Origin of the sequence: Paenibacillus sp. CCS19 (assembly GCF_033239625.1) — a bacterium.
Lineage (GTDB): Bacteria > Bacillota > Bacilli > Paenibacillales > Paenibacillaceae > Paenibacillus_T.
Window position 1 is genome coordinate 64,948 of record NZ_BTCK01000022.1, and the last position, 24,724, is coordinate 89,671.

Annotated in this window: 17 protein-coding genes and 1 pseudogene; 17 read left to right on the forward strand and 1 reads right to left on the reverse strand. The window is 54.6% G+C overall.

All coding sequences use genetic code 11. The features are described 5' to 3' along the window. The first annotated feature begins 12 nt into the window (after window positions 1–12). The 14 genes from SBI19_RS16180 (at window position 13) to SBI19_RS16245 (ending at window position 19,335) form a co-directional block, all read left to right on the forward strand. Window positions 13–453, forward strand: coding sequence for a phage tail protein (locus tag SBI19_RS16180; protein WP_317969973.1), 441 nt, complete (start codon window positions 13–15; stop codon window positions 451–453). After that, window positions 450–3,059, forward strand: coding sequence for a hypothetical protein (locus tag SBI19_RS16185; RefSeq protein WP_317969975.1), 2,610 nt, complete (start codon window positions 450–452; stop codon window positions 3,057–3,059). Before SBI19_RS16180 ends, SBI19_RS16185 begins: the two co-directional genes overlap by 4 nt. 85 nt (window positions 3,060–3,144) lie before the next feature. Next, window positions 3,145–3,780 carry a CIS tube protein gene (locus tag SBI19_RS16190; RefSeq protein ID WP_317969976.1) on the forward strand — a complete coding sequence of 212 codons (636 nt, stop codon included), beginning with the start codon at window positions 3,145–3,147 and terminating at the stop codon, window positions 3,778–3,780. A 3-nt stretch (window positions 3,781–3,783) separates the two neighbouring features. Further along, on the forward strand, window positions 3,784–4,869 hold the full coding sequence (locus SBI19_RS16195; protein ID WP_317969978.1) for a phage late control D family protein: 1,086 nt from the start codon (window positions 3,784–3,786) through the stop codon (window positions 4,867–4,869). Then, window positions 4,866–5,519 carry a phage baseplate assembly protein V gene (locus tag SBI19_RS16200; protein WP_317969980.1) on the forward strand — a complete coding sequence of 218 codons (654 nt, stop codon included), beginning with the start codon at window positions 4,866–4,868 and terminating at the stop codon, window positions 5,517–5,519. Before SBI19_RS16195 ends, SBI19_RS16200 begins: the two co-directional genes overlap by 4 nt. A 12-nt stretch (window positions 5,520–5,531) precedes the next feature. Continuing rightward, window positions 5,532–5,855, forward strand: coding sequence for a PAAR domain-containing protein (locus SBI19_RS16205; protein ID WP_317969982.1), 324 nt, complete (start codon window positions 5,532–5,534; stop codon window positions 5,853–5,855). A 67-nt stretch (window positions 5,856–5,922) separates the two neighbouring features. Beyond that, entirely contained in the window at window positions 5,923–6,318 is a 396-nt protein-coding gene (locus tag SBI19_RS16210) for a GPW/gp25 family protein (RefSeq protein WP_317969983.1), read from the forward strand. A gap of 19 nt (window positions 6,319–6,337) precedes the next feature. Then, window positions 6,338–9,538, forward strand: a complete 3,201-nt coding sequence (locus tag SBI19_RS16215) for a putative baseplate assembly protein (protein ID WP_317969984.1) — start codon at window positions 6,338–6,340, stop codon at window positions 9,536–9,538. Window positions 9,539–9,601: 63 nt separating this feature from the next. After that, complete coding sequence (locus tag SBI19_RS16220; protein WP_317969985.1) at window positions 9,602–11,653, forward strand: putative baseplate assembly protein; 2,052 nt, start codon at window positions 9,602–9,604, stop codon at window positions 11,651–11,653. Next, window positions 11,640–13,718: a phage tail protein gene (locus SBI19_RS16225; protein ID WP_317969987.1), complete on the forward strand. Its 2,079-nt coding sequence runs from the start codon at window positions 11,640–11,642 to the stop codon at window positions 13,716–13,718. Before SBI19_RS16220 ends, SBI19_RS16225 begins: the two co-directional genes overlap by 14 nt. Window positions 13,719–13,747: 29 nt before the next feature. Beyond that, entirely contained in the window at window positions 13,748–16,426 is a 2,679-nt protein-coding gene (locus tag SBI19_RS16230) for a hypothetical protein (protein ID WP_317969989.1), read from the forward strand. 24 nt (window positions 16,427–16,450) lie between these two features. Beyond that, complete coding sequence (locus SBI19_RS16235; RefSeq protein ID WP_317969991.1) at window positions 16,451–17,536, forward strand: hypothetical protein; 1,086 nt, start codon at window positions 16,451–16,453, stop codon at window positions 17,534–17,536. Continuing rightward, window positions 17,529–18,431, forward strand: coding sequence for a hypothetical protein (locus tag SBI19_RS16240; RefSeq protein WP_317969993.1), 903 nt, complete (start codon window positions 17,529–17,531; stop codon window positions 18,429–18,431). The genes SBI19_RS16235 and SBI19_RS16240 overlap by 8 nt, the downstream gene beginning before the upstream one ends. A gap of 19 nt (window positions 18,432–18,450) precedes the next feature. Further along, window positions 18,451–19,335: a C39 family peptidase gene (locus SBI19_RS16245; RefSeq protein ID WP_317969995.1), complete on the forward strand. Its 885-nt coding sequence runs from the start codon at window positions 18,451–18,453 to the stop codon at window positions 19,333–19,335. Window positions 19,336–19,522: 187 nt separating this feature from the next. Here SBI19_RS16245 and SBI19_RS16250 read toward each other — a convergent pair whose 3' ends face one another. Then, window positions 19,523–19,708: a hypothetical protein gene (locus tag SBI19_RS16250; protein WP_317969997.1), complete on the reverse strand. Its 186-nt coding sequence runs from the start codon at window positions 19,706–19,708 to the stop codon at window positions 19,523–19,525. Between the two features lie 97 nt (window positions 19,709–19,805). On the opposite strand from SBI19_RS16250, the gene SBI19_RS16255 reads away from it, so the two are divergent. The 3 genes and pseudogenes from SBI19_RS16255 (at window position 19,806) to SBI19_RS16265 (ending at window position 24,723) form a co-directional block, all read left to right on the forward strand. Further along, window positions 19,806–23,507, forward strand: coding sequence for a midas domain-containing protein (locus SBI19_RS16255; protein WP_317969999.1), 3,702 nt, complete (start codon window positions 19,806–19,808; stop codon window positions 23,505–23,507). Then, the gene (locus tag SBI19_RS16260; protein WP_317970000.1) at window positions 23,497–24,009 is read left to right on the forward strand and encodes a hypothetical protein; all 513 of its coding nucleotides are present in this window, start codon (window positions 23,497–23,499) and stop codon (window positions 24,007–24,009) included. The genes SBI19_RS16255 and SBI19_RS16260 overlap by 11 nt, the downstream gene beginning before the upstream one ends. Window positions 24,010–24,361: 352 nt before the next feature. After that, window positions 24,362–24,723 (forward strand): annotated as a pseudogene (locus tag SBI19_RS16265) (Imm3 family immunity protein). The last annotated feature ends 1 nt before the right edge of the window (window position 24,724 follow it).

The window sequence follows — 24,724 nt, forward strand, 5'->3', positions numbered from 1 at the left end:
GAGGGGCGGCATATGCCGACGGGAGCGAGAAGAGATCCGCTCGCCGGCTTCCGGTTTCTGATCGAGCTTGACGGGATCATTGCCGGCGGATTCAGCGAGGTGCATGGGATCGAAGCGGAAATCGAGATGGAGGAATACCGCGAGGGCGGCGTCAATACGTACATCCATCGGCTTCCACGCATAACGCGGCAGTCCAATCTGACGCTGAAGCGCGGCTTGTCCAGTTCGAATGAGCTGTGGATCTGGTTCAAGGCAGCATCGGAGGGTTGGATGTCTCGTATGAACGGCTCGATTATTCTGCTCGACGCCGACGGCAGCGAGGCGAAGCGCTGGAATTTCGCCAATGCTTACCCGATCAAGTGGACCGGTCCCGAGCTGCGGGCGGACAGCAGCAGCGTCGCTTTCGAATCGATCGAGATCGCGCATCAAGGCTTGACGGTCGACGGCATATGAGCGGGCGTCTGGCGTTAGTGTCCGATCCGGGCTTCGCAGCGGCAATGCTCGCGAAACATGCCGGTCAGACTGTGCGGCCGGCTGCGATGGCGCCGCTCATTTACTTAATGAACGCGTCGGAGCAGGAAGCGCCGCTGGTCGAACGGGTTGTGGAGCGCTGGACGGAGCGTACGGTAGTCGTACGCGAGAGAGTAACTGCTGCATCTGGTGCAGGCACGCCATTGCGCTTTGATGGAGGAGCTGCGGCGAAGCAGGCGCCGCTGCAACAAGCGCTGCGGAGTGCCGTGCCGCTTGGCCGAATGTCTGGCGGGTGGCAGACAGTGAACGAGGATGCATCTCGACACGGGGATGATCGGCTGACGGGAGCGTTGGACCGTGCCCATTGGTCAGCTCGGCCGTTGATGCATGAGCGGACAGACAATGCCAATGAAGCAAGCCGCGATATGGGTATACAGCAATCATCTGCGATGTTGCACGCTTCTGTTAATCGTGAGCGTTCTCCATCGTCAGGCGTTGCTGCAATGAGATCGACCGACGAACGCGCTGCAATAAGGATGACCGCACGAAGTACCGTTCAAGGGGATGCAAGCATAAGAGAAAGCCGTGGCGAACGAGGGGATTCAGCTTCTAATAGTAAGGCCATCCATGTGCCCGCAGCTGTGCAAGTCATGCGCGGAGGAGCGGCATTTGCGACGGATAACATGCCGTTCAAGCCAGGGATGATGCTGCCGCCGCTCAGGTCCTTGTCCGCATTCATGCAGGCAGGCAAGATGTCTGTTCATGAACGGGACGAGTGGAATAGAGCGCCTAACGCTGCGGCGAATGTAAGCCGCCTAAGCAGCGTTGGAGCAGCTCGCTTAAGAGGAGAGCAGGCAGCAGGAGCGATGCATAGTTCGGAGACCGAAGGTACGATAACGATGGCTAAGCCGATGATGCTGACTATTGCAGGATCGCGCGCAGAGCCAGCGGGAGGCACTTACCCGCTGAAGCATTCAGAGGGAATGGCGGTCGCAGGTTCGGAATCGCACAATGAAGCATCCGCTGCTGGTTTGAATAAGCAGGTCCAGGCAAGGCGTGCTATCAGCAGCCCGATAGTTATACATTCGGATCGTCAGCCGGATTCGGCGGGCGGACAGCGTGGTGCTGGGTGGCTTGCACCACGTGTATTAAATGAAACAAGTAATGAGGGGAATAGACCTCGTACGTTTCCTGCGTTACGCACCATTCACTCGGCAGAGGCAACGTATACATCTGGCGCATCCGGTGCATCTAGTGCACAAGGTTCATGGGGAGCAACTGGGACACAGTCAGCAACGGTGGCCGCCGCGCGCAGCAGACCCGGAATACCGGCAGCCATACGGGGACAATCGGAATATGCGCTTCCAGCTGGTGCATTAATCCCGCCGCGCATACCGCTTCGAGCGGAGGCCGCTAATCTACGAATTCTTAACGGAAACACGCTTGTCAGTCCAATGGTTCACTACGACGGCGGAATGCTTATCCCTATGGAAGCTGCCGCAGCTATAAGCGCGCGCGCAAGCACTGAGGTTATCGAAGCGCAGCCATTGTTCCAACGAATCGTCAACCGGCTTCATGACAGGCATTTGCAGAGTGATCGTCGTTCCATGTCGATGCCGTTCATGGGAGAAGGAATCGTAACGCATAGCAATCTAGCTCAATCCGTGAGCAGGCAGCAGACGACTGCCTCGGATGCAGCGGCCTACATCGCATCGAGGGCTGTCGACCGAAGCGTAATGGTCAATGCTGATTTTTCCGCTGTAACGGTTCTCGGCCGCTCGAACGTAAGGGATCATGCGGGTTATGCTGCATCATCGGCTTCGGATCGCGGACAATCGATTACACGGGATCAAGCAGCAATCGCAGCTGCGGCTGCTGCACGTTCGAGTCAAGGGCGAATGGTTGAACAGGTCAGTGTAGAGCATGCTGTACGATCGGCTAATGGTGGCGTAGGTGCAGGTGTAGGTGTAGGAGTAGGAAGCGCCGAGGCTGGAATGTTAGCTCATCCATCAGCGCTACACCTGCAGCCAATTGCGGTGCGTCATGCGGTTGAACGGTCGCAGCTGCTGACGGCGGCTCCGTATATACAACCGCTTGTCCAGCGACTATACCTTGCCCCGCGGTTTCATGAAGCAGAGTCCTTTACCGCACTGCCGTTAGCGGCACGCCGCCATAAGTCGGATGCTGAGCAGCAGCCAGTGGAGCGCAATCTTGCGGCTGCGGCGTCGCTGCTGCAGCCCGCCGCGATGCTGCCCGAACAGGCGCCATCGGCTGGAAGCGGGAGCGCTTCGTCGCAGCATCGGCAGCCTGCGCTGGAGCTGCAGCATCCGGCAGCGGAGGAGCGGCAGACAGGTGGTGCGCAGGCCAGTCGGCAGGCGGACAAAAGCACGGTTCAGGCGGAAGGCAGGACGCAGCAAGCGCGATCCTCTTCGGTTGGCGGAACTGCCAGCGTTGATCCGTTCGCGGCGGCAGCCGCTCAGCGAGGCGGCGCATCGTGGACGGATGCCGACCTGAAGCGACTGACGGATCAAGTGTACCGCATGCTGGAACGCAAGCTGAAGATCGCGAGGGAGCGGCGAGGTTTGTAGCTTGCCGGTGCAAGTATTTGTTCCACTAGAGCCGCCTGATCGAGAGAGGAACCACCATTTTTCAATAAAGGAGAAGAATGCGAGGATGGCGTTGGAGAAGGCGATGATACAGCCGCTTGATTACGATGGCAACAAGAAGGGCGAGGCCGTTACGGTGTTGTTCAACCCGACGGAATATGCGATCGATAAGAGCAATCAGCTGCACAGCACAGTCATTCCCGGCCTGCCGGCTCCCGTCACCCAATTCGTCGGCGGAGGCGGCCAGACGCTGGCGATGGATCTCTTCTTCGATACATATGAGCAAGGCGTCGATGTTCGGCAGTATACCGGTCAAGTAACGAAGCTGATGGATATGAATCCCGATCTGCACGCGCCGCCAGTATGCATGGTCATATGGGGCAAGATGCAGTTCAAGGCCGTTCTCGAACGGGCTTCGCAGCGGTTCACGATGTTTCTCGACTCGGGCATACCGGTGAGGGCTACGCTCAGCGTCACCTTCCGCGAATATCGGACGATGACCGAACAACAGCAGCAGCAGACGAATCAGGCGGACCAGACGAAGCAGGTGACGGTGAAGCGAGGCGAGACGCTCTGGTCGATATCGGCTCGCGAATCCGGCGATCCTGGCCAGTGGCGAAGCATCGCACGAGTGAACGGCATTGCCGATCCGAGGAAGCTGCCGGTCGGCAAGACGTTAATCATTCCGCCGCTGGAGGCATAGACGATGGAGTTCGCGGAACTGGAGAAACAATATTTCAATTTCTACGCGCCTCGGTTCGAGATTCTGCTTGAGGGTGAAGATCTGCTGAGCAAAGGGATGGTCATTGCCGGCATCAGCGTCGAGCATTCGCTTACGGAAGCGGGGTACTTCTCGTTCACCGTAGAGGATGCGTTCGATCCGGTGCGGCAGGATCTGCGGAGCGTAAGCGATCTGTTCGCGTTCGGCAGCAAGATCGAGATCAAGCTCGGTTACGCGAAGAAGATGAAGCGAATGCTTGTCGGCGTCATTACGTCCGTATCGGTCGATTTTGCTGAGTCGGGCTTGCCGCAGCTGACCGTCAGCGGATATGACGCGACATACGCGATGATGAGAGGCAACAAGGCAAGGTCGTGGGATGACATTAAGCACAGCGGCATTGCCTCCGCCATCGCAGGGGATTACAGTCTGCAAGCGGATTGCGAGGATACGCCGGTCACCCATCCGAAGCTGGCGAAGCAGGAAGGGGAAAGCGACTATCAGTTCCTCCAATCGTTAGCCGAGCAGAACTACTATGATTTCTTCGTCTCAGGCGACAAACTCGTCTTCAAATCGCCGGCGATGAAGGCCGATCCGCTCGTCAAGCTGGAGTGGCGCAAGTCGCTCATCAGCTTCCGTCCGGACGTCAATCTGACGGGTCAAGTGACGGAGGTCGAGGTGCGGGGCTGGGATCCGAAGGAGAAGAAGGAGATCGTCGGCAAGGCGCAGGCAGGAGACGAATGGGCAGCCGATACGAGCAAAGGGCGCAAAAGCGGCGGCGACTACATGAAGCAGGTGTTCGGCGGCAAGGTCGTGCAAACGGTTCGAAGGCCGGTCAGCTCCCAAGCGGAGGCGGACCGGATCGCCAAGGCGATCTTGAACAAGCAGGCCGAAGGGCTCGTGAGCGGCAGCGCGGAGGCGATCGGCATTCCTGAATTGCTGCCGGGCATACGGATCGAACTAGCCGGTCTCGGCAAGATGTTCAGTCGAGCGTATTATATCGAAGAAACGAGCCACAGCATCGATGCGTCGGGCTACCGAACGACCTTTAAGGTGAAGGGGAACACGATATGAACATGAATCTCGAAGGTCTGCTTGAGCCGAGCCGGGATCGATCGTCACGCATCCAAGGCGTTATGGTCGGGATCGTCACGAATAATCAGGACCCCGACGGGCTGGCCCGCGTGAAGCTGACGTTTCCGTGGCGCGGCGCTTCGGACGAGAGCAACTGGGCGAGAGTGGCGGTTCCAAGCGGGGGCAAGGACCGCGGCATCTATTTTCTGCCGGAGGTCGGGGATGAGGTGCTCGTCGCGTTCGAGGCCGGGGATATCAACCATCCATACGTGCTGGGCTCGTTGTGGAACGGCAAGGATACGCCTCCTGGCAGCAACGATGACGGCAATAACAACAAGCGAGTCATCAAGTCGCGAAGCGGCCACGAAATCGTGCTCGACGACACCGATGGCAAGGAGAACGTTACGATCAAGAGCAAGGATGGACAGACGATTACGCTGACCGACGGCTCCGGCGGACCGAAGCTCGAATTCAAGGACTCAGGGGGCAATTCCGTCGTCATCGACGGGGCGGGCAATGAGATCGCCGTGAAGAGCAGCCAGAAGGTGACGATCAAGTCGAGCATGGTGCAGATCGAGGCGGATGCATCGATGACGCTCAAATCGGGCGGCACGCTCAAAATCCAAGGCGCGGTCGTGCAGATCAACTAGCTGCTGGAAATCATGAAGAAGTTAATCGAAAGGTGTTGGGAGCTTATGCCGCCTGCTGCAAGAATGGGAGACCCGACAAGTCACGGCACGCCGCTCAGCCCGGGACCGGGAAGCGCGAACGTGCTGATCGGAGGCAAGCCGGCGTGGCGGGCAGGCTCCGACTTTCATGCCTGCGCATTGGCCACGCCGAATCCGCATGTCGGAGGGGTCGTGGCGATGGGGAGCACGACGGTGTTTATTAACGGACTGCCCGCCGTACGGATGGGCGACAGCATTACGGAGGCTGGCCCCCCGAACGCCATCGTGATGGGCGAGCCGACCGTGTTGATCGGTTAGCCGCAATGGTTTTGACGGCAGCTGTAAGAAACGCAAAATCGCAATCGCGTAAGGTGGCGAGTCTGCAATGGCTAATTCATTCCTGGGAACGGGATGGAAGTTTCCCGTTTCGCTTGAGCCGGCATCCGGTGCGTTCGCGTTGTCCTCGGACGAGGCGGACATCCAAGAAGCGATCCGCATCATATTGTTCACGGCCAGGGGCGAGCGCGTCATGCGTCCTGATTTCGGCTGCGGCATACATGACTTCATATTCGAAACGATGAGCGTGTCGGTCATTGGCCAGATGGAGGCGAGCGTTCGAGATGCGCTAATGCGATGGGAGCCTCGAATCGATACGGTGTCCGTCGAGGTGAAGCCTGATCGCGGGACCGTCGGCAAGCTGACGATCGACATTCGTTACCGGGTCCGGTCGACGAACAACGAATACAACTTGGTCTATCCGTTTTATTTGCGAGAAGGATAGCCGCTAGGAAGGTGAGACGATGCGCGCTCCGCTCATCGACGGAAGGGACGTCGGACAGATTATCGGGCAGCTGCTGGAGCTGGCGCCCTACTATGTGCCGGAATGGAACGCGCATAATGAACGCGATCCAGCTGCGGCCGTCATTCGCATATTCGCTGGTCAGTATGTGGATACGCTTGAACGTCTGAACCGTGTGCCGGACAAATATTTACTGACGTTTCTCAGCAAGCTCGGCGTTTCCTTGCTGCCTGCCACGCAGGCGAAAGCACCCGTCACGTTCCGGCTCAGCGCCGGGGTGAAGGATGCCGTGCTCATTCCCGCGCAGACGCAGGTTGCGGCACCTCCTTCGGACGGCGGCAAGCCGATCATCTTCGAGACGAGGACGCCGATGCTGGCGACGCCCGCTCGGATTACCGATCTGCTGAGCGCTTCCGCTGGTGCCGATGCGATCTACACCGCGCCGCCAGGGATGGCGGAGCAGCCGGTGGCGCCGCTGTGGGCGGTCGTTGTATCGCCGGCCCGACAGGGCGATGCGGCGCTGCTGGTCGACAGCGCGAAGGGCTTGCAGTCCGGCGATCTGCTGCTGATCGGCGGAACCGAGCATGCCGAGGTGCTGCGCGCGAAGGACCGTACGGTCACGCTGACAGCTCCGCTTCAAGCCGCGTACGGTGCGGGCGCGGAAGTGAGCCGCATGACGAGCTTCAAGCTGTTCGAAGGCTTGAACAAGCAGGAGCATTTTATTTATTTGGCTCATGATGATGTGCTGCGCTGCGGCTCCGGTTCCGAGATTCGGATCATGCGAGAGAGCGATTCGGGTGGAAGCGGTGATTCTCGAGAAGCGGTTGTGTCGGCTGGCGCTTGGGATGAAATTCGCTGGCAATATTGGGACGGTGCATGGATCGACTTCGTGCAATCGTCCGAAGGGCTGCGGGCTAAGCTGGGTACGAAGGCGCTCGGTGCGGTCGAGGTGAACGGACATTATCGCCGCTGGCTTCGAGGCAGCATGCCGGCACCGCGTCAGACTGCATCGGCTGCTGCGCCTCGATCGGCTAATGCCGGATTAACGACATGCGGGGAGCTGGATGGAACATGGCGCATAGCGGTGCAGGGAGACGCTTCTCGGCCCGAGCTTATGTTCAGCAATAACAATCCAGTCGAGCAAGGCGGCGCGTTCTATTTGTTCGGGGCTAGTCCGCGAACCGGCGATACGCTCTATGTTGCTTCTGCAGATGCATTGTCCAAGAAGGGAGGGAGCGTCACGCTCACCTTCATGCTCGGAGAGAATCAGCTGCAGCAGGATGAACGGGAACAGTCATCCGTCGCTGATTCGGTGAAGGACATCGTCACAAGCGAAGTGTCCTGGGAGTATTGGAACGGGGGCGGGTGGCTTCGCTGGGAACGCACGGCGGATATCGCCTATGACGGAGGCTCCGCGCTGCGGTTGACATTCAAGAACGGCGATGATGTCGCATCGACGGCCGTGCAGGGTCAAGAAAACTTCTGGATCCGCTGCAGACTGTTCGCCCTTCCCCCTGAGGATAAGCTGGAGGTCGCCGGCAAGCGGCTTCTCATCCGCGATGTGAAGATCGCTTATGAAGCAGAGGCGGTGCCGGAGCAAGTACTGGAATACAGAAGCCTTCGGTATCGCGATGCGGCGGAAGGCGGCTGGCTCGAATCGGGTGATGCCCTGGATGAAGATCAGGCATTGTACATTGGGTTCGACCGCGCGCCGCTGCGAGGGCCGATCAGTCTGTACTTGTCTCTTGTGGACCAAGTATACGACCCGGACCTCCATCCGATTGTGGAGTGGCAGTATTACGCGGAGAAACGCGGCGGGTCCGGCTGGGTCAAGCTTGATGTCGTTGACGGCACGAATCACTTGACGCGCAGCGGCTGCCTGGAGCTCATCGGTCTGCCCGATTGGATAGAGACGGACATCTTCGGCAAATCCCGGTACTGGCTGCGGGCCGTCGATACGCTCGGCGTATTCAAGGCAGCTGGCACTGGCTCCGATGATGAGAAAAGAGCGCCAGCCCCGATTGTACTGGGGATTTATCGGAATACGACGATCGTCGAACAAGCGGAGAGCTTCAAGGACGAAGTCATCGGTTCCTCGCGCGGCACGCCGGAGGCTGTATTCGCGGTATCCAAGGTGCCGGTAGCGGCGGAAGAGCTGTACGTCGACGAGCTCTCGTCCATCTCGGACCGCGAGCGGCAATCGCTTCTGGATGCGGGAACCGCGATCGTCGAGGAGAAGGACGACAAGGGCGTCGTTACGAAGCTGTGGGTTCGGTGGATGGCGAAGGACAGCTGGACGGATGCGGAAGCAGACGAGCGCTGTTACGCGATCGATCGTACGACAGGACGCATCCAATTCGGCGATGGCATTCATGGCAAGATTCCTCCGATCGGAACGAACAACGTGAAGTTAAGCTATCGCAGCGGCGGAGGCGCGAGAGGCAATGTGGAGGCCGGCGCAATCACGATGCTCAAGTCGTCCATTGCCTACGTGGATGGCGTCGTCAATCCGCAAGCGGCTGCAGGAGGGTATAACACGGAGGATAGTGAAGCGGCCCAAGAGCGCGGACCGCTTATGATCCGTCATCGGTTCCGGGCTGTTACGGCGGCTGACTACGAAAGCCTCGTATTCGAGGCCGCCCGGGGAATCGCACGGGTCAAGTGCTTGCCGAACGTCAACGAGCAGGGGCAGGCGCAGACCGGCCGCATTTCACTGCTTGTTGTGCCGCAGTCGGCAGAGCGGCTGCCTCAGCCGAGCGCCGTGCTTAAGCAGACGATAGCCGACTATATCAAGAGCCATGCGGCCAACGTCGTTGCGGCCCAATCGCATATTCACATTCGAGGTCCGTCCTATGCAGAAGTGTCGGTTCATACCGTTCTGGTCGCAGGCGGCATCGAGGCTGTGCCAGAAGTGGAACGGGAGGCGTTAAGCCGATTGAAGTCGTTTCTTCACCCGCTGTCAGGGGGATCGAAGGGAACCGGATGGGAATTCGGGCGAGTTCCGTCGTTGTCTGATCTATATGTCCTGCTCGGCAGCGTTCCCGGTCTCGAATATGTGGATCGTCTGGAGATGACGATACGCGATGCTGACGGCAGGGAAGTCATCGTCAATCCGTCCCAGCAGCCGACCGCTGCTTTCCCGCAGCAATTGCTCATATACAGCGGCACCCATCAGGTCGTCGTCCGGAATATAAGCCGATGACCGGTGCGCCATCCGTTCGATTGCGTATGTGGGACTGCTTAACCATACAAAGAGGTGTCCGTCATGCTTCCAATTCCTAATCTGGACGATAAGACGTTTGCGCAGCTTATCGAGGACGCCAAGAAACAGATTCCTCGTTATGCGCCGGAATGGACCGACTTCAACGTCCATGATCCGGGCATTACGATGCTGGAGCTGCTGTCTTGGCTGGCCGAAAGTCAGCGCTACTATCTCGACCAAGTGCGCGATGATCATATTCGCAAATATTTGAAGCTGCTCGGTACGGCGCCTGCTCCTTCCAAGCCGGCCAGAGCTGAGATTACCTTCGTGTTAGGCGCTGATCTGGAGATGGCCGGCTATTCGATAGAGCAGCCATTCGAAGAGGCGGAGGGATCAGAGTCCTCTGTTCCATCCGACAATGCGCGCTTGTATGCGGTGCCGCTGTTAGTGCCTAGAGGCACTCCGCTGATGGCGGGGGATATTCGGTTCGTTACGGAACAAGAGCTGCATGTCACATCAGCGGCTCTCGTCAGCATCGTGACGCTGGCCGGATCGTCCATTATCGATCAGACGGAGTCGGCGGGACATGAAGGGTTAAGCTTCAAAGCGTTCGGCGACAAGGCAGAGGCGGGCAGCAGCTTGTATCTTGGCTTTGATCAGCCCATTAGGCCAGAGACGCCGATTCCGATTGCATTTCGTTTGTCGGATGACTACCCCGTGCCGATTGCCGAGCAGGAAGAAGGCGAACCATTCGAAGTGATTCCTCCGGTCATCCTCGAGTGGGAATATCTGAATGAAAGCGAAGGCTGGTCGAAGCTTGAAGTGACGAGCGACGAAACAGGAATGCTGATGCGCGCGGGCAGGATCGTGTTCTTGGCTCCGCATGATGCCGGTGTGAAGCGGCTGTTCCCAACAGCAGCGGTCGATTGCTGCTGGTTTCGCTGCACCGTCAAGTCAGAGGGCTACGAGCTGGTGCCGCGCATCGACAGCATTATGCTGCATACGGTTCCGATCGTTCAACTCGATTACATAGCGGACGACTATGTCGGCAGGTCCAATGGCCTTAGCAACCAGTCGTTCGAAGTGAGGGACGGCGGAGGCATTGTGTCTGATCCTCCCATGAAGTTGGAAGTGTTCGAGACCGGTAAGGACGGCTCTTATAGCTGGTCCGGCTGGACGGAATGGACGCGCCGGGAAGATCTGGACGCCTCGGGGCCTGACGATTCCCATTACGTATTCGACCCCAGCAGCGGCACGATTCGTTTCGGGGATGGACTGTATGGCAAAGTGCCTCCTGCCGCAGGGGACAGCAGCATACGCATTTCTTATTACCGAACGATGGGCAGGCAGGGCAATGTAAGCGCCGGCGCGATCAACCAATTCGCGGATCATGCAGGTGAACTGGCGGGCAAGCTGAGCATCCTGCAGTTGCTGCCGGCCAGCGGAGGCGCGAATGCCGAGCGTGTGGAGGATGCGGTCGCAAGATCGGTTAAGGAGCTTCGCCGCCTGACGCGCGCCGTTACGGACGAAGATTATGAGCAATTGGCATGCAAGACGCCAGGACTTCGCGTTGCGCGGGCGAAGGCGCTGTGGAGCGGAGACAATGCGGTTACGGTCGTTGTCGTACCCTATAGCGATAAGCCGAATCCGCGTCCAAGCACCGGCTTCCTGGATACCGTATCTCGCTTCTTGAACCGGCATCGGCTGTTGACGACGCGTGTTGTTGTCAAAGCGCCGCAATATGTCAAGGTTCAGGCGAACGTGCTGGTTACAATCAACAGCGGCCATGACGGAGAGACGGTAGCGGCAGCCGTCTCGTCAGAGCTGGCCCGTTACCTGCATCCGTTGAATGGCGGTTCGCATGGTACAGGATGGCCGTTCGGCCGAACGGTTTATTTGTCGGAGCTGTATGCGCTTATCGATAAGGTGAACGGCGTCGACAGTGTGCAGCGGTTGCAGCTATTTAATACGGAAGGCGGCGGGCGAATAGACGATCAAGGCAATTTCGTCATGGACAGCAATGCGCTTGTTTATTCGGATGTTCACAAAGTCGAGGTTGAACAGCAGCTGTTCGGCCGTCCGTTGCAGGAAGGAGTCGGTTATGTCCGTACTTGACCGCAGTGAGTTTCACTACCATATTATTCGATCCAAGCAGCGTTGGAGCGAAGGGCTGCTGTATCAGCTCGTATGGGATGACGGCGAGAGCGGCATCCGAATTCAGTCGGCGAACGATTATGCAACCGAGTTGACTGTAGACGCCGCTTCGCTGCTGCCCTCCGGAGGGATCGTCACAGACGTAGCGGAAGGACCTCATGGCATGCTGCTTATTATTGAAGAAACGTCTCGTAAGGTGTATGCCTACAATCCGATAACTGGCCGGTTGGATAAGCCGGAGGGTGTGCTCTATCTACAGGACGCCGGGGCTAGGCTGTCTCGAAGTCCGGGATTCGTGTATGCGTTGGAGAATACAGATGGTGACCGCGTTCGGCTGTGTGCATATGCGGAGACGACGGGACAGCCGGTATGGACGGCTGGCGATCTATCGCCGTTCGCTGCATCCGAGCCGCCAGCCGGCTGGTCGCCTTATGACGTTGTGTCAGACGAAGCTGGCTTCTGCTATGTGACGCAGGCTGAAGGAGCGCCGGTCGCTGTCTTTGATCCGGGCGGAAGGTTCGTTCGCTGGATTAGCGGTCAAGAGAAAGACACCACGACCGGATTAAGGTTGACGGCAGCGATTTCGGGTGCGGGCAGGCTTTACGTGCTGGATACCGATGCGAAGTCGCTGACCTGCTATTCGAAGGACGGGGAATTGAGCTGGCGCGTACCGCTGTTAGATGATACGAACCCTGTATCCATTGCAGTCGATGATTCGGACGTGATCTACATCGGAGAGCGGGAGCCTTCGGCGGGTCTGCAGGTGCCGATGATCCACCTATATCGCGGCGAATCCGGCGAACCGATCGGACCGCTGACGACGTACCGCGGCGCTGCCGACCGTATCGTGTTCAGCCGCAACAATCTGTATGTGTTCAATCGAGCGGCGCAGAAGATCACGCTGCTGCTGCGCCAACCGGCGCTGTACCGCGACAGCGGATCTCCGATTTCGAAGGGCGAGTACATCTCGCGAAGCTTCGACAGTACGGAGGAAGCGATACGATGGCATAAGCTTACGCTCGACCGGGATATTCCCGAGAATACGCTGGTTCGGGTATCGTATCTGGTTTCCGATAAGCGCGAATTCATGATCGATCAAGCCGATCGGAGCCTCGACGACTATATTGCGGATGCGGCCATTCGTTCTTCGGATAAGGTCGCTGTTCTGCAGCAGCTGCCGTGGTCGGAGTCGACCGTTAGTCCGCGCGATATGTTGATCCGGGCGGAGCCGGGCCGATATTTGTGGGTTCGGATGCAGCTGTTCGGCAGCGACAAAGATACGCCGATCATCCGCGGGCTCCGCGTTGATTTTCCACGACTATCCTATTTGAGGCATATGCCGGCCGTATATCAGGAGGATCCAGCGAGCAGGGATTTGCTTGAACGGTTTCTATCGCTCCTCGAGACCTTCATGACCGAGCTTGACGACAAGATCACGGCTTCACCGCGCTGGCTTGACGTTGATGCGGTTTCCGGCGAGTACTTGCGATGGCTGGCGACTTGGATCGGCATTGCCGCAGATCCGGGATGGCCGGAGCATAAGCTTCGCAGTCTGATCAAAGGAATGCCGGAAATTCACCGCATGCGTGGAACGAGGGAAGGACTTGAACGCATCGTGGAGATGTATACGCAAGAGCTCCCGATCATCATCGAGAATTACAGACTGCAAGACATCGTCGATCCCGAGGCGAAGCGGGCTTATGTCGAGCTGTTCGGCGATGATCCTTATCGGTTCAGCGTGCTGCTGATGCCGAAGCAGCTATCGGGGCTGAGCGAGCTGGAGACGATTAAACGGATGATTGCGAGCAACCAGCCGGCTCATACGGTGTCGGACGTGACATGGCTGCAGCCATGGATCTATCTAGGCGGCTATACATTTATGGGAGTGAATACAGTGCTGACGCATCCGTCCGCCCGGTACGACGACGAATCGATTATGGACCGGGATACGATGCTGATGGACGAAACGCCATTCGGGCAGCTGGATGTCAGATCCGGCCTCGGCGCCGATACACGGCTTATATAAGAGCTATACGATGATGGGAGGTTATCTTGTTGTCTAACAGTCAATTGCAGCTGCAGCAGTTTGAACGGAACCGTTATTTCTATGGAAAGCTGCTTTCCGTCAAAGATTTTCAGTTGGAGCAAAACTATTATATCGAGAAAAGAAGCCTGCTTAACCGGTTCGTTCACGGCACGGGGGTCATTGGCGGACTTCATCTCTCGCAAATCGATGGCACTGGCGTAAGGCTGACGCCTGGAACCGCGATCGACGCAGCAGGAAGAGAGATTGTTGTCGCGGCCAATCTGGACGTCGCCGACATTAGCAAGCTGGCCGGCTATCCGTCAAACTATCCGCCGGCCAAAGATGACATCATTTATGCGGTCATCTCCTATGACGAAATCGCGCGCGAGCCTGTTCCGCCGGTATCGAATGCAACGGCGAGCACGGACGGCATCGAGCTGAACAAAATACGCGAGACATTCAAATTCTCGTTGACTAAGGATGCGCCGGCAGCGGCGGGAAGCTTAGAGTCGGCTTATCGTGAGACGGTCATTGTGTTCGAGAACGACCAGTTCATCGTCCACCGTTCGGTGCCGCGGGTCGCCAATCCGGGAGATGTGATCGAGGTCGTGCTGACCGTCCGTACGAAGCTGCAGCAGAGCGGAAGCTCGCTTGTCGAGATCACGGAGTCGCTGCCAAGCCAATTTACGATGCTGAGCGCTTGGAAGGATAACAAGATTCCGTTCAACTTGGGCGGGCTCGCGGGGGGCGTGACACGGACGCAGCGGTATTACGCGCGTGCAGGCGAAATGCCGACGAGCGGCGTCATTAGCAGCCAAGTGTTGTTCAACAGCGTGCTTCAAACCGTCACAGGCGGCGAGTCTTCGCTTGCGGTCGTAGAGGACCGATCGATCGTTCGGCTGCTCGCGGAGCGTTATTTTGACCAACAACCGGATACGGGATCTTCCGATCATATTGTGCTGGCCGCCATTACGATTAATAACAAGGGCATCATTACGAGCATCGATGAGTCCGTTCGTCCTTACATCTATAATAACGAGCTCTTGTTCCAGCTGATGCTGGCCGACAAGCAGCGTCCGGCCCAGCTTCCGACCCATGCGGCATCGCATGCGGACGGCGGAGCGGATGAGTTGAACGTAACGAATCTGTCCGGCGTGCTTGCCGACCCGCAGAAGGTTCAAGTGCAAGATGAAGGCTCGTCATTGACCGTTCGCACCAAAATCAATTTCACAGGCGCAGGCGTCACGGCATCGGATGATTCGACGAACGGCCGGACGACCATTAACATCCCCGGCATGACGACCCATGCGGGTACGCATGCGAAGGGCGGAACCGACGAGCTGAATGTGAACAACCTGTCCGGTACGCTGGCAGATCCTCAGAAGGTGGTTATCCAGGAGGAAGGCACGGCACTGCCCGCTCGCTCCAAAATTAACTTCATCGGCGCCGGTGTTACGGCAGTTGACGATGTGGCAGGCGGGAGAACCAACGTAACGATCAGCGGCGCAGCTGCAAGCCATGCGGGTACGCATGCGAAGGGCGGAACCGATGAGCTGAACGTGAACAACCTGTCCGGTACGTTGGCAGATCCTCAGAAGGTGTCCGTCCTGAAGGATGGTACGGCTTATACGGCCCGTTCGAAAATTAATTTCACCGGAACCGGTGTGTCCGTATCGGACGACACCACGAACGGGCGCATCAACGTCAATATTACGGGCGGAAGCCAAACGGCTGGCGCACAAATTGCGACGGGCAGCATTTTGTTCCAGTCGATGTATCCGGGAGAGGTTCGGGTATCGCCGTTCATCAGCCACCCGCTGCCATCAACTAACATCGGTATCATACTCTCCGTCGTACATTCGATAAGTTTGGATGGCCTGCCCGATGAGTCGGTAAGCGGCGGACTGCAAACGTCGCTGCTGCCGAATAAGCTGATTGCCGGGGAAGCGCTGTCTGCGACATCGCTTGCGAGTACAACGAACCAGACGTCGCAACTCTCGCAGACGCTGGGCAATCAGACGCCTCCGACGATTCCGATTCCCGATATCCCGATCATTCCAGGTCTGACGTCGACCGTAAAAGCCGGGGACGCAGCATTCATCGAAGCGGATCTTCCGTACGTGATGGCGCAGTATCCGACCACTACGAATATCGGTTTCCAGGTCAAAATTCAAGATAAAAGAAACAATGATGGTTTTGAACAGACCAAGGATTGGATAGTACGCTGGTGGGCGGTCATCGGAACGGTCGATACCGGAACGGTTACGGTTCCGGCATACGGCGCGCAGACGAGTTTGACGGGCGGCAGCAAGCTCGATGACACGTCGGTAGTTAAGCTGCCAGATACGGATACGCCTGTTATTAAGGTGCCAATCGATGATACGCCGATCATCAAGCTTCCGGTCGATGATACGCCAATCATCAAGCTTCCGACCGATGAAACGCCGATTATCAAGGTGCCGATTGACGGCACACCGATTATCCGGCAGCCGATCGAACAGGTTGAACTCATGTCGGCGCTCCGAGCGACGGATAGCTCGATCGATGCAGCAGCGCTGAACGCGGAATCGGTGGCCGAATCGGAAGCGATCGAGGCGAAGCTGGCGGACATCGTCGTTGAGCCAGTGAAGAAAACGCGTCGTTCGTCCAAAGCGTCGGCGCAGCCGATCGAATCTGCGACTGAAACGGGCGATACGAGCGAATCGTAATCCGCTGGAACGGAGTGGATGCCAGTGGCGGACAAGAAAGTCGAGAGCAAGCCGAAGAAAGGCACGGCGAAAGCCGGTGCTAAGCCTGGGAAAGCCCCTTCTCCGCCGATCTCAGGATCGGCGGAAGCCGTCTTCCCGACCGTGGAGCGGATGCAGCAATCATACGGGAACAGCGCGGTGCTGAAATATTTGCAGGCGGGCGGTGCAAAGGGTGGAATGTCATTCGCACCTGGAAAGTATGAGAATGCAAACAGCAGTCCCAATATGTCCAAGGTTGGCGGCAAGCCGGCGGCCGTGGAGCAGGCGGAAGCCTTCGCAGACGTCGCGCGGCCGCCTACGCCGGCTGAGCTGCTGAATGCAGAGAGAGAAGTCAAGAAAGCGGACGACAAGAAGGCTTGGGACCGAATACGCAAGGATAAGACAATCCAGGCTGCAATCAAGGAAGCGTCCGAACTGACCGACATCGATGTCTCCACGCTGGAGAAGATGATCATCATGGAATCGGCCGGCAATAAGAACAGCCACAACGGTGCGTATTACGGTCTGATGCAGCTTGGCGAAGGTGCATTCAACGATACGCGGGATAAGCCTTCCGTTAAGAAACTGTTCAATACGCTGAAGGTGAAGGATGAAGGCGCCAAAGAGTCGCGAGCGATTACGTGGGAAGACGTGAAATCCGATCCGAGATTGAACGTGCTGGTCGGGGCTATCTATGCCAAATATAACTTGAAGCAAATTCAGGCGCATAACAATGAAGTGAACAAGAAACGCAGTGAACGGCTGGTACCGGTCAACTTGATCGAGTCTCCCGCCGCAGAAACGGCTCAAGCCGTCAATCCCGGCACCGATGGCTTCTTGATTGAGGAAAGTGCGCAAAATCTTTATTTTGCCCATCAGCAAGGGTTTGGCGGGATGCGCGGCATCTATGAGAAGCCGAATGCAGCCATCGGCAAGAACCAGAAAGGCAACCTGCTCCCGACGGACGTGAAGCATTTTACGAAGGAAGGTCCGGGCGAGAAGGTGACGAACGCCGAGTATCTGGAGGCCTGGAACGAACGGATGAGCCGAATCGATCAGTTTATGAAGGAAGGGACGAAGGACGATGGCTAAAGAGCCGGCGCAGCCGGAAAGCAAAAGCAATGCGCCCAAATTTGCTCCGCAGCCGGTATCGGGCTCAAGTCTGCCGCCGCAGAGCGAGCTGGCTTCCGCGCAGCAGAGCTTCGGCAATAGTGCGGTGTTGAACTATCTGCGGAGCAGCGGGGGGGCGGCGGGTCCTCAGATGTCTATGGCTCCCGTGTCTTCCGGTGGCAAATACAGCAGTGGATCAGCTCCGAATATGTCGAAGGCGGGCGACACGGCGCCATTCGATCAGCTCGTGAAGTCGCTTGGCGGTACGGATAAGCCGGCTGTCAAAGCCGAGGTCGTCAAGAAGGTAATGGCGCTGAATACCAAATATCCGACTTCCTCGGAGAAAGACAATTCGGGCGCAATGGCGGCGAAGGTAGCACGAGGAACGACGGAATTCGATGCGTTGGTCGAGAACAGCAACCCCGACATTATATTCAAGGATGAAGAGGGCACAGGCGACGACTTGATGATGACGCCGCGAATGAAAGAGAAGCTTGATCGACTCGCGGAGCTTGTCAAGGCAGAGTGGCCGGACCGGAAGCTGCGCGCGACGGATGTATGGGATGACGGCACCGAGCATGACGGAACGAGTCACCAAGTCAGCCTGCATTACGAAGGACGTGCCGCGGACATTACGGTGTCCGACGATCAGCCGGGCAACGCGCTGCTTGGCAGGCTCGGCGAGCTGGCGAAGGAGGCTGGCTTCGATTGGGTATGGTACGAGAACGCGCTGCATGTTCACGTATCGGTGAAGAAGGAGGAGCCTGCAGCGCCGACGCCTGCTCCTGCGGCTGCGCCAGCTGCAACTGTACCGACTTCGGCGCTGGGCCCGTCTGCCGCTCAGCCGGAGTTTTGGCCCATGAAGGATTTATTCTAGATCGTGGAGGGGAACGAAAGTGGCAGATAACGGTGTAACGCCGCAAGTCCCGGATGAGGTGCTCGCACTCGATCCTTCAACGGCAAAGCCCGCTGTCATTCAGCTGCAGCAGCGGCTCAATGAGCTGGGCTATAGAGGTTCCACGAACCAGCCGCTCACGCCGGACGGCAAATTCGGACCGAATACGCTGTTTGCCGTTAATGCGTTCAAGACGGTGAATAAGCTGGGCAACGCGGGAGCTTCCGCAGGCAAAATCGGTCCGCAGTCGTGGAAGGTGCTCTTCTGTTCGGATGTGCTGGATGCAGGCGGGAAGAAGCCGAGTAATGAAGCATACCCAGCTAAGCCGCCGGTCTATTACAGTCAGGAGGATCCGAAGTGGAAGGGCATCATGTATTCGAACCACAGCGATCCGAAGCAGAACATCGGCAGCTCGGGCTGCGGACCAACGTGCATGGCAATGGTCATCACGAACTTGAAGGGAACGGTCGTGCTTCCGCCAGAGACGGCGAAGTTCAGCCTTGATCATGGCTTTCGCAGCTATGATGACGGGACGGAATGGGGCTATTATGGCAGCATCGCTGCCCGCTATGGCTTGCGCTGCGAGCAGACGGCGGACTGGGACGATGTGAAGCAGGCGTTGAATGAGCCGGGACGGATGGTTATCGCATCGATGAGGCCGGGACATTTTACGCAAGGCGGGCATTATATCGTTCTGCATGACTATCTAAATCGCCCGACTGGCGGTTGGGTCGATGTGCTGGATCCGAATCAAGACAACCAGTCGTATTTCCGCAGAGGGCATGACGGCTTGATTGACGAGGGCAAGCAGGACGACGGTCGGGTGACCGCGAAGGAGTCGGTGTTCCGCCAGGAGGCGGGGCAGTTCTGGATTTTTAATGTGTAGGATGAGAGCCGCATGAGCGTATGCTTGTGCGGTTTTTTTGTGTTTTCATATGAAAAAGCAGATACAAACTGTATCTTTATGAAAGTTTTAGTAGACTAATTAATAAAACATCCTTATATTGTAATTCTGTTAAAAATTACATAAATATAGGGGGAGAATTACAATTGCCGACGAACTACTTCGCTAATTATGCCAATGCATTGAAGAGCGGGATGGTGCCATCTACGCCGCTAATATCGGCGTCAACATCGTCTTCGGCTACATCAACGTCAAGTACAAGCACATCTTCGTCATCTACGAGCACTTCATCTGCATCGAAACCAAGTACATCCTCCACCTCATCGACATCATCCAGTTCATCGACTTCATCCACCTCACCTACATCATCGACGTCGACAATTTATAATGCGCAGGGTCAGCCAACAGCAACAGCAGGAAGCTGGACAGCTACTGCCGCTAAGCAGCAGGAATTGAACAAACAGCTCGAGAAAGCGAAGCAGGACTGGTGGGATGCGCGTTTTGCTAATGATCAGGCTAAGATGGACGAGGCTGCGAAACGGGGCGATGGATTAAGAAGCCAAGGCGCGCTAGAAACGGAAGCAGCGAAGAAGCAAGATGCAGACAATTTAGCGAAGCTGCAAAGCATGCAAGGCTCTGGTTCGGCTGCCGGGAATACAGGAACTGCGGGAGGGACAAGCGGCAATATAGGGACAACGGGGACAGCAGGATCAACGAATGGTGTGAAACTATCGGCAGCCGAACAGGCCAAGCTCAATCAGCAGCTTCTGGATGCCAAACGCAAATGGTGGGAAGCGCGGCTAACGGACAATCAAACGTTGATGGATAAGTACAGCAAAGAAGGGGCGGACCTTCGGGCGAAGGGAGCGCTGGAAACCAAGGATTCCAAGAAATTAGACGATGATTACTCGATAAAGCTGGCCGGGAAATTAGATAACGAGCGACAATTGCTGGAGTCCAAGAAGGCCTGGTGGCAGGCATACGCGAATATGGACACCAAAGCCATGAACGCGGCAACCCAGCAGGCAGATACGTTGCGAGCAAAATCTTATGTCAATGATCATACGGATGCAATGGTATTGCTCGATCAGCAGAATGCATCATTCATTGCCAACAAGAAGGCTTATTACGAGGCCCGAATCGGGCTGGATGCTGCCGCAATGAATAAAGCAATGAGCGGAATGCAGGATGCGGTTAAACAAGGCGCTTCATTAAGCGGAAGCTCGTATAAGATCGACACGGTTAATAACAGTATTCTGAATGGTGTTGTGGACTGGGCAAGCCTTACATTGAAGAGAAGTACGGTACATGCAGCCGAAGCGTTAACAGCTGCTAAAGCATTGTACAGCAGCCAATCAAGTTTCCAAGGCGCGTTGGCGAGTATCGATTCAAGCAAGCTCGCGCAGGTCGTGCAGCAGATACAAGTGGCCGATGTCCGTTATTGGAATGAAGTATCGGCCTCCACTTCAGCACAGTCGAGCAATATAGCGAAGGAAGAAGCCGAGCGTAACAAGTTGTATAAGCAATTAGATGCAGTCGGACTGAAGGTAGACTATAAGAACTCTTATCTGAACACGGTGAACAACGAGATCAAGGCTGCTAAGGATTTATATTGGAAGTACCTAGATCTGGCGAAGACGACGGCGGATGCCGCAGATCCTAATGATTATGCTGTGCTTGCTGCCCAGCAGCAGGCTATCTATACGAGCATACAGAAGAAGGCGGAAGGCGTAACAGGCGTACTTAAGACGACGGCCGTCGATACGCTGAACAATAACTTTTACACGGCTCGCAACCAGCTTAACGAGTATTTGAAGAACGGCAAATACGATGATGCAATCAAAGCGCTCGATTATTTGCAGGGGCTGAAGGATCAGGGAGCAACGCTGAACATTCGGCGCAATAGCAGCGTCACGCAGGCCCAAGCGGACGACTTCCTATACGAATTGAAGCGACGAGAATGGGATCGCAAGCAGCAGTTGGAAGCGCCAGATACCAATCTGGAGAAGTACAAGGTAATCGCTAAGAACGTGCTTGGCGCCAATGGCAGCGCGGAGAAAATCGTTAATCTAGACAAGTGGAACGAGATTAACTTGAAGGCCAAGGCGGATTTCTGGCGCGGTGTCAGTACGATGGATACGGCTTTGATGACGACTGCCAAAGGAACATTGGATAGCTCACAGATGAAGAAATTCACAACGTTATCCACCAGCTTCGACACGCAGCTGGACCAGATCAATGATGAGATTATCCGTATTTCCGTTGCAAGCGTTGTTTATAAAGGAAATCATGACGTCGAGAATGCGCTAGCTGGAAGGATCAACGATCTTAATGAGAGTTTAGCCCAGGTCAAAGCTTCGAAACAAACAGCGCTAAGTCTAACCGATAACTCGTTGAAGCAGTTGGCGCAAAATATTTATAACAACAAAACTAGGATGTGGAGTTGGCAGATTACAGCAGAGTCTCCACAGGTAATGAACAGTTTGACGGCAGCAACGAAACAACAGTCGGACAGATTGACTAATTTCTATAAGACAATCGATAGTCTAACGAACGAATCGTTAGGCGAACATATCATTCCGAGGTTTAATGTCGACGTCCAGAATTTGAAAGTCGTTAAGGCGAGAGAACAAGTGTGGTCGGCTATTGATGAGGGTGACAAATCGAAAGCGGAGTACTTCTTAGCCCAAGGTAAAATGCCTCTGTATAATGGCGCGTCACTTGATATCCAGCGCATGGTGCCAGATTTGAGTACAATCAACTGGTCTATGAAGTCATGGATGCGCGAGCAAGAGCAACTCGTTGATAAATATAACAGCGAGGTTAGTTCTGCGGACATTCGGAGCATGCAGCAAGCTCTGAAGAAGCTGGGATTATACGACGGTGCCGAGACGGGCAAGTATGATGTTGAATTCCTGGGTGATGTGACCTACTTCCAGCAGTTAATTGCACTCAAGGCAGTAGAGCCTGCTCCATCTCAAGCTATTACAATATATGGAAAAGTGACAGGGGCGTTGATAGAGACAGCCAAGAAAGCGAAGATTGTCAACTCAAACGAGATCATTCCGGGATTTGGCTTTGAGATGATGAACGCCATCAGGAAGGGAAGAGAAGAACGACAAATTGATGGCGCTAATGAAATCGCTGATCTAGCTTCCCGAATGTTCGGAAGTCGTTTCTATACAGAGACGCTTCCTGGAGTGGGCAAGCTGCTGGCAGCAATGGCGACCGGCCAAATTAAGAAAGAAGATATTATTAACTCGCTGACTGATTCATTCGTCGAAGAATATATCGAGCCTATCAAGCAGATGTTTACATTCGCTGTGGATGTAGCAAAGAAGCAAGCAACGTATGGTGAAAGCAAAGAGTTCGGCTACAATTTGCAAAAGATGATAGAGGGAATTGCGGTTGCCTTCGTTTCCGAAGGAATTGGAACGGCCATTACGAAGGTTGCTCCAAAGTTGGCAGAAGGGATGCTGGACTTAGGGAAGAAAATAATAAAGAGAGAACAGGCCGAAGAGGTCGTCAAGGGAGGCCCGGGGGTTAAGCTGCCGATCGACGAGTTTGATGATGTTTATGAGGATCAATATATTATCAATATTAAACCTCCAAAGAGATACAGTAACCCGCCTGTAGAACAATATAAATATAAAATAGAGGTAGCGACTGAAAAAAAAGCTGATGAGATAAGAAGTGCTGGTTATGGAAATATTAATGTGCTTGCGAAAAATACTGGACTAACTCTGAAAGAGGCATCTGATTTATATTCGCATTTATTTATTAACTATTATGATCTCCCAGCTTATGATGAAAAAGGGCTATACTTTTATAAATCTAGGTTAACTCCTGATCCTGAAGTAGTATATGCTTTTCATACTGCTCTAGAAGGAGAACTAACCGTATCTCAGAAGCAGTGGTTTAAACAATTAGCGGCCCACGAACTAGATGAAAAGGCTCGAATGGATTCAGGAAAAGAATACTATAGGCATCCTGACTCATGGGATCCAGTGTCACGAACATGGAAGCCAATACCTCCAGGGGCACATGATAATGCGGTGCCACAACCCGAGTTTGGAACATTTCCAGGGTATAGAGAGAATAGTTCGAGGTTTTATGGTATAAAAAAAGGAGATGAGTATACCATTGTCAATTGAAAAGTCAATTCAACGTATACAGCGAATTAACTGGAACAGTGAAAATAAACCAGGGAAATTGCATTCTATCTTGGTGGGGGAATATCTCAGGCGATTAGCTTGTTTTTACAAACCTTACTGTATAAACCAAAGTCCGCTGGGTAGTCTGTTGGATGTAATAAAGGTTGACGAGAGGGTTCATATTGAAATTGAGGGCTTAGCTGAGGAAACATTGCTTGATATTGAAAATCCAATTCATTATAAGATTTGTAAAAACTATATCGAGCTGTCTTATCTTATGGAAAATAAATACACAGAAGCCCAACAAGCGCAGGAACTTTATGAGCCTATTATCAAGTTTTTTGAAAGAGGCGGTAAGTTAAGATTTGATAGTGATAGAAGCCTGAGTTGTGGCAGTGCGGCTTTTGTGTTAAACGATTGGATTGAATTTCATAGCAATAGGGAGAAGGCCGATATTAGTAATGATAACTTAGATAGATTAGAGAAAGAGAACTTTATGTAACTCTACGAATGTGAGTTAACGATTGAACTAGGCTATTGTAGTTATTCAAAGTTAAGGGAGGTTAACCAGATTAGGCTGGTTGGCCTTCTTTTAGTTTACGACAATGAAAAAAGCTCTCGTTACGAGATATCTTGAATTATGTGTTCTTATTGATGAAAAAAATCCAACTACATTGGTTAACAAGGATCTTTTTGAGCCAGCATTGCAGATGTTACTTCGGATGAGCAAGAACTACCTAGATATTAGTGATGAAACCTTGGATGCTTTGGATTATTATTAAAGCCTAGTAAAATATTGATACGGTGTTCAGTAAACAATCTTGACTCAATATTGTAAAACTAGGGTGATCAACGTGAAAGAATGGGATTATAAAGAATTATTTGAAGCAATAAACGAGGTTTATGAAAATGCATTATCTTTAAACCGGGGTTACAGGTATGCAGTTGCGAGAACTTTTTACGAGTTCGATCTGTAACAAATGAAGGACTTGCTGAGAGCATTATTGTTCATACTGCATTGGGTGAGAAGATTTTGAATCATGAAGAAGTTTTTAATGGGAATTTATATGCGATTATAAATGTGTTAAATTCATTCCAACATGAAGCAATTTCCAATGAACTAACTGTAGAAGAAATTGAAGATTTGGTCAGCAAAATAACGAAAGTATTAAATGGAATTAATGAAATTCCGGTAACTAATAACCCTAACGTGTAAG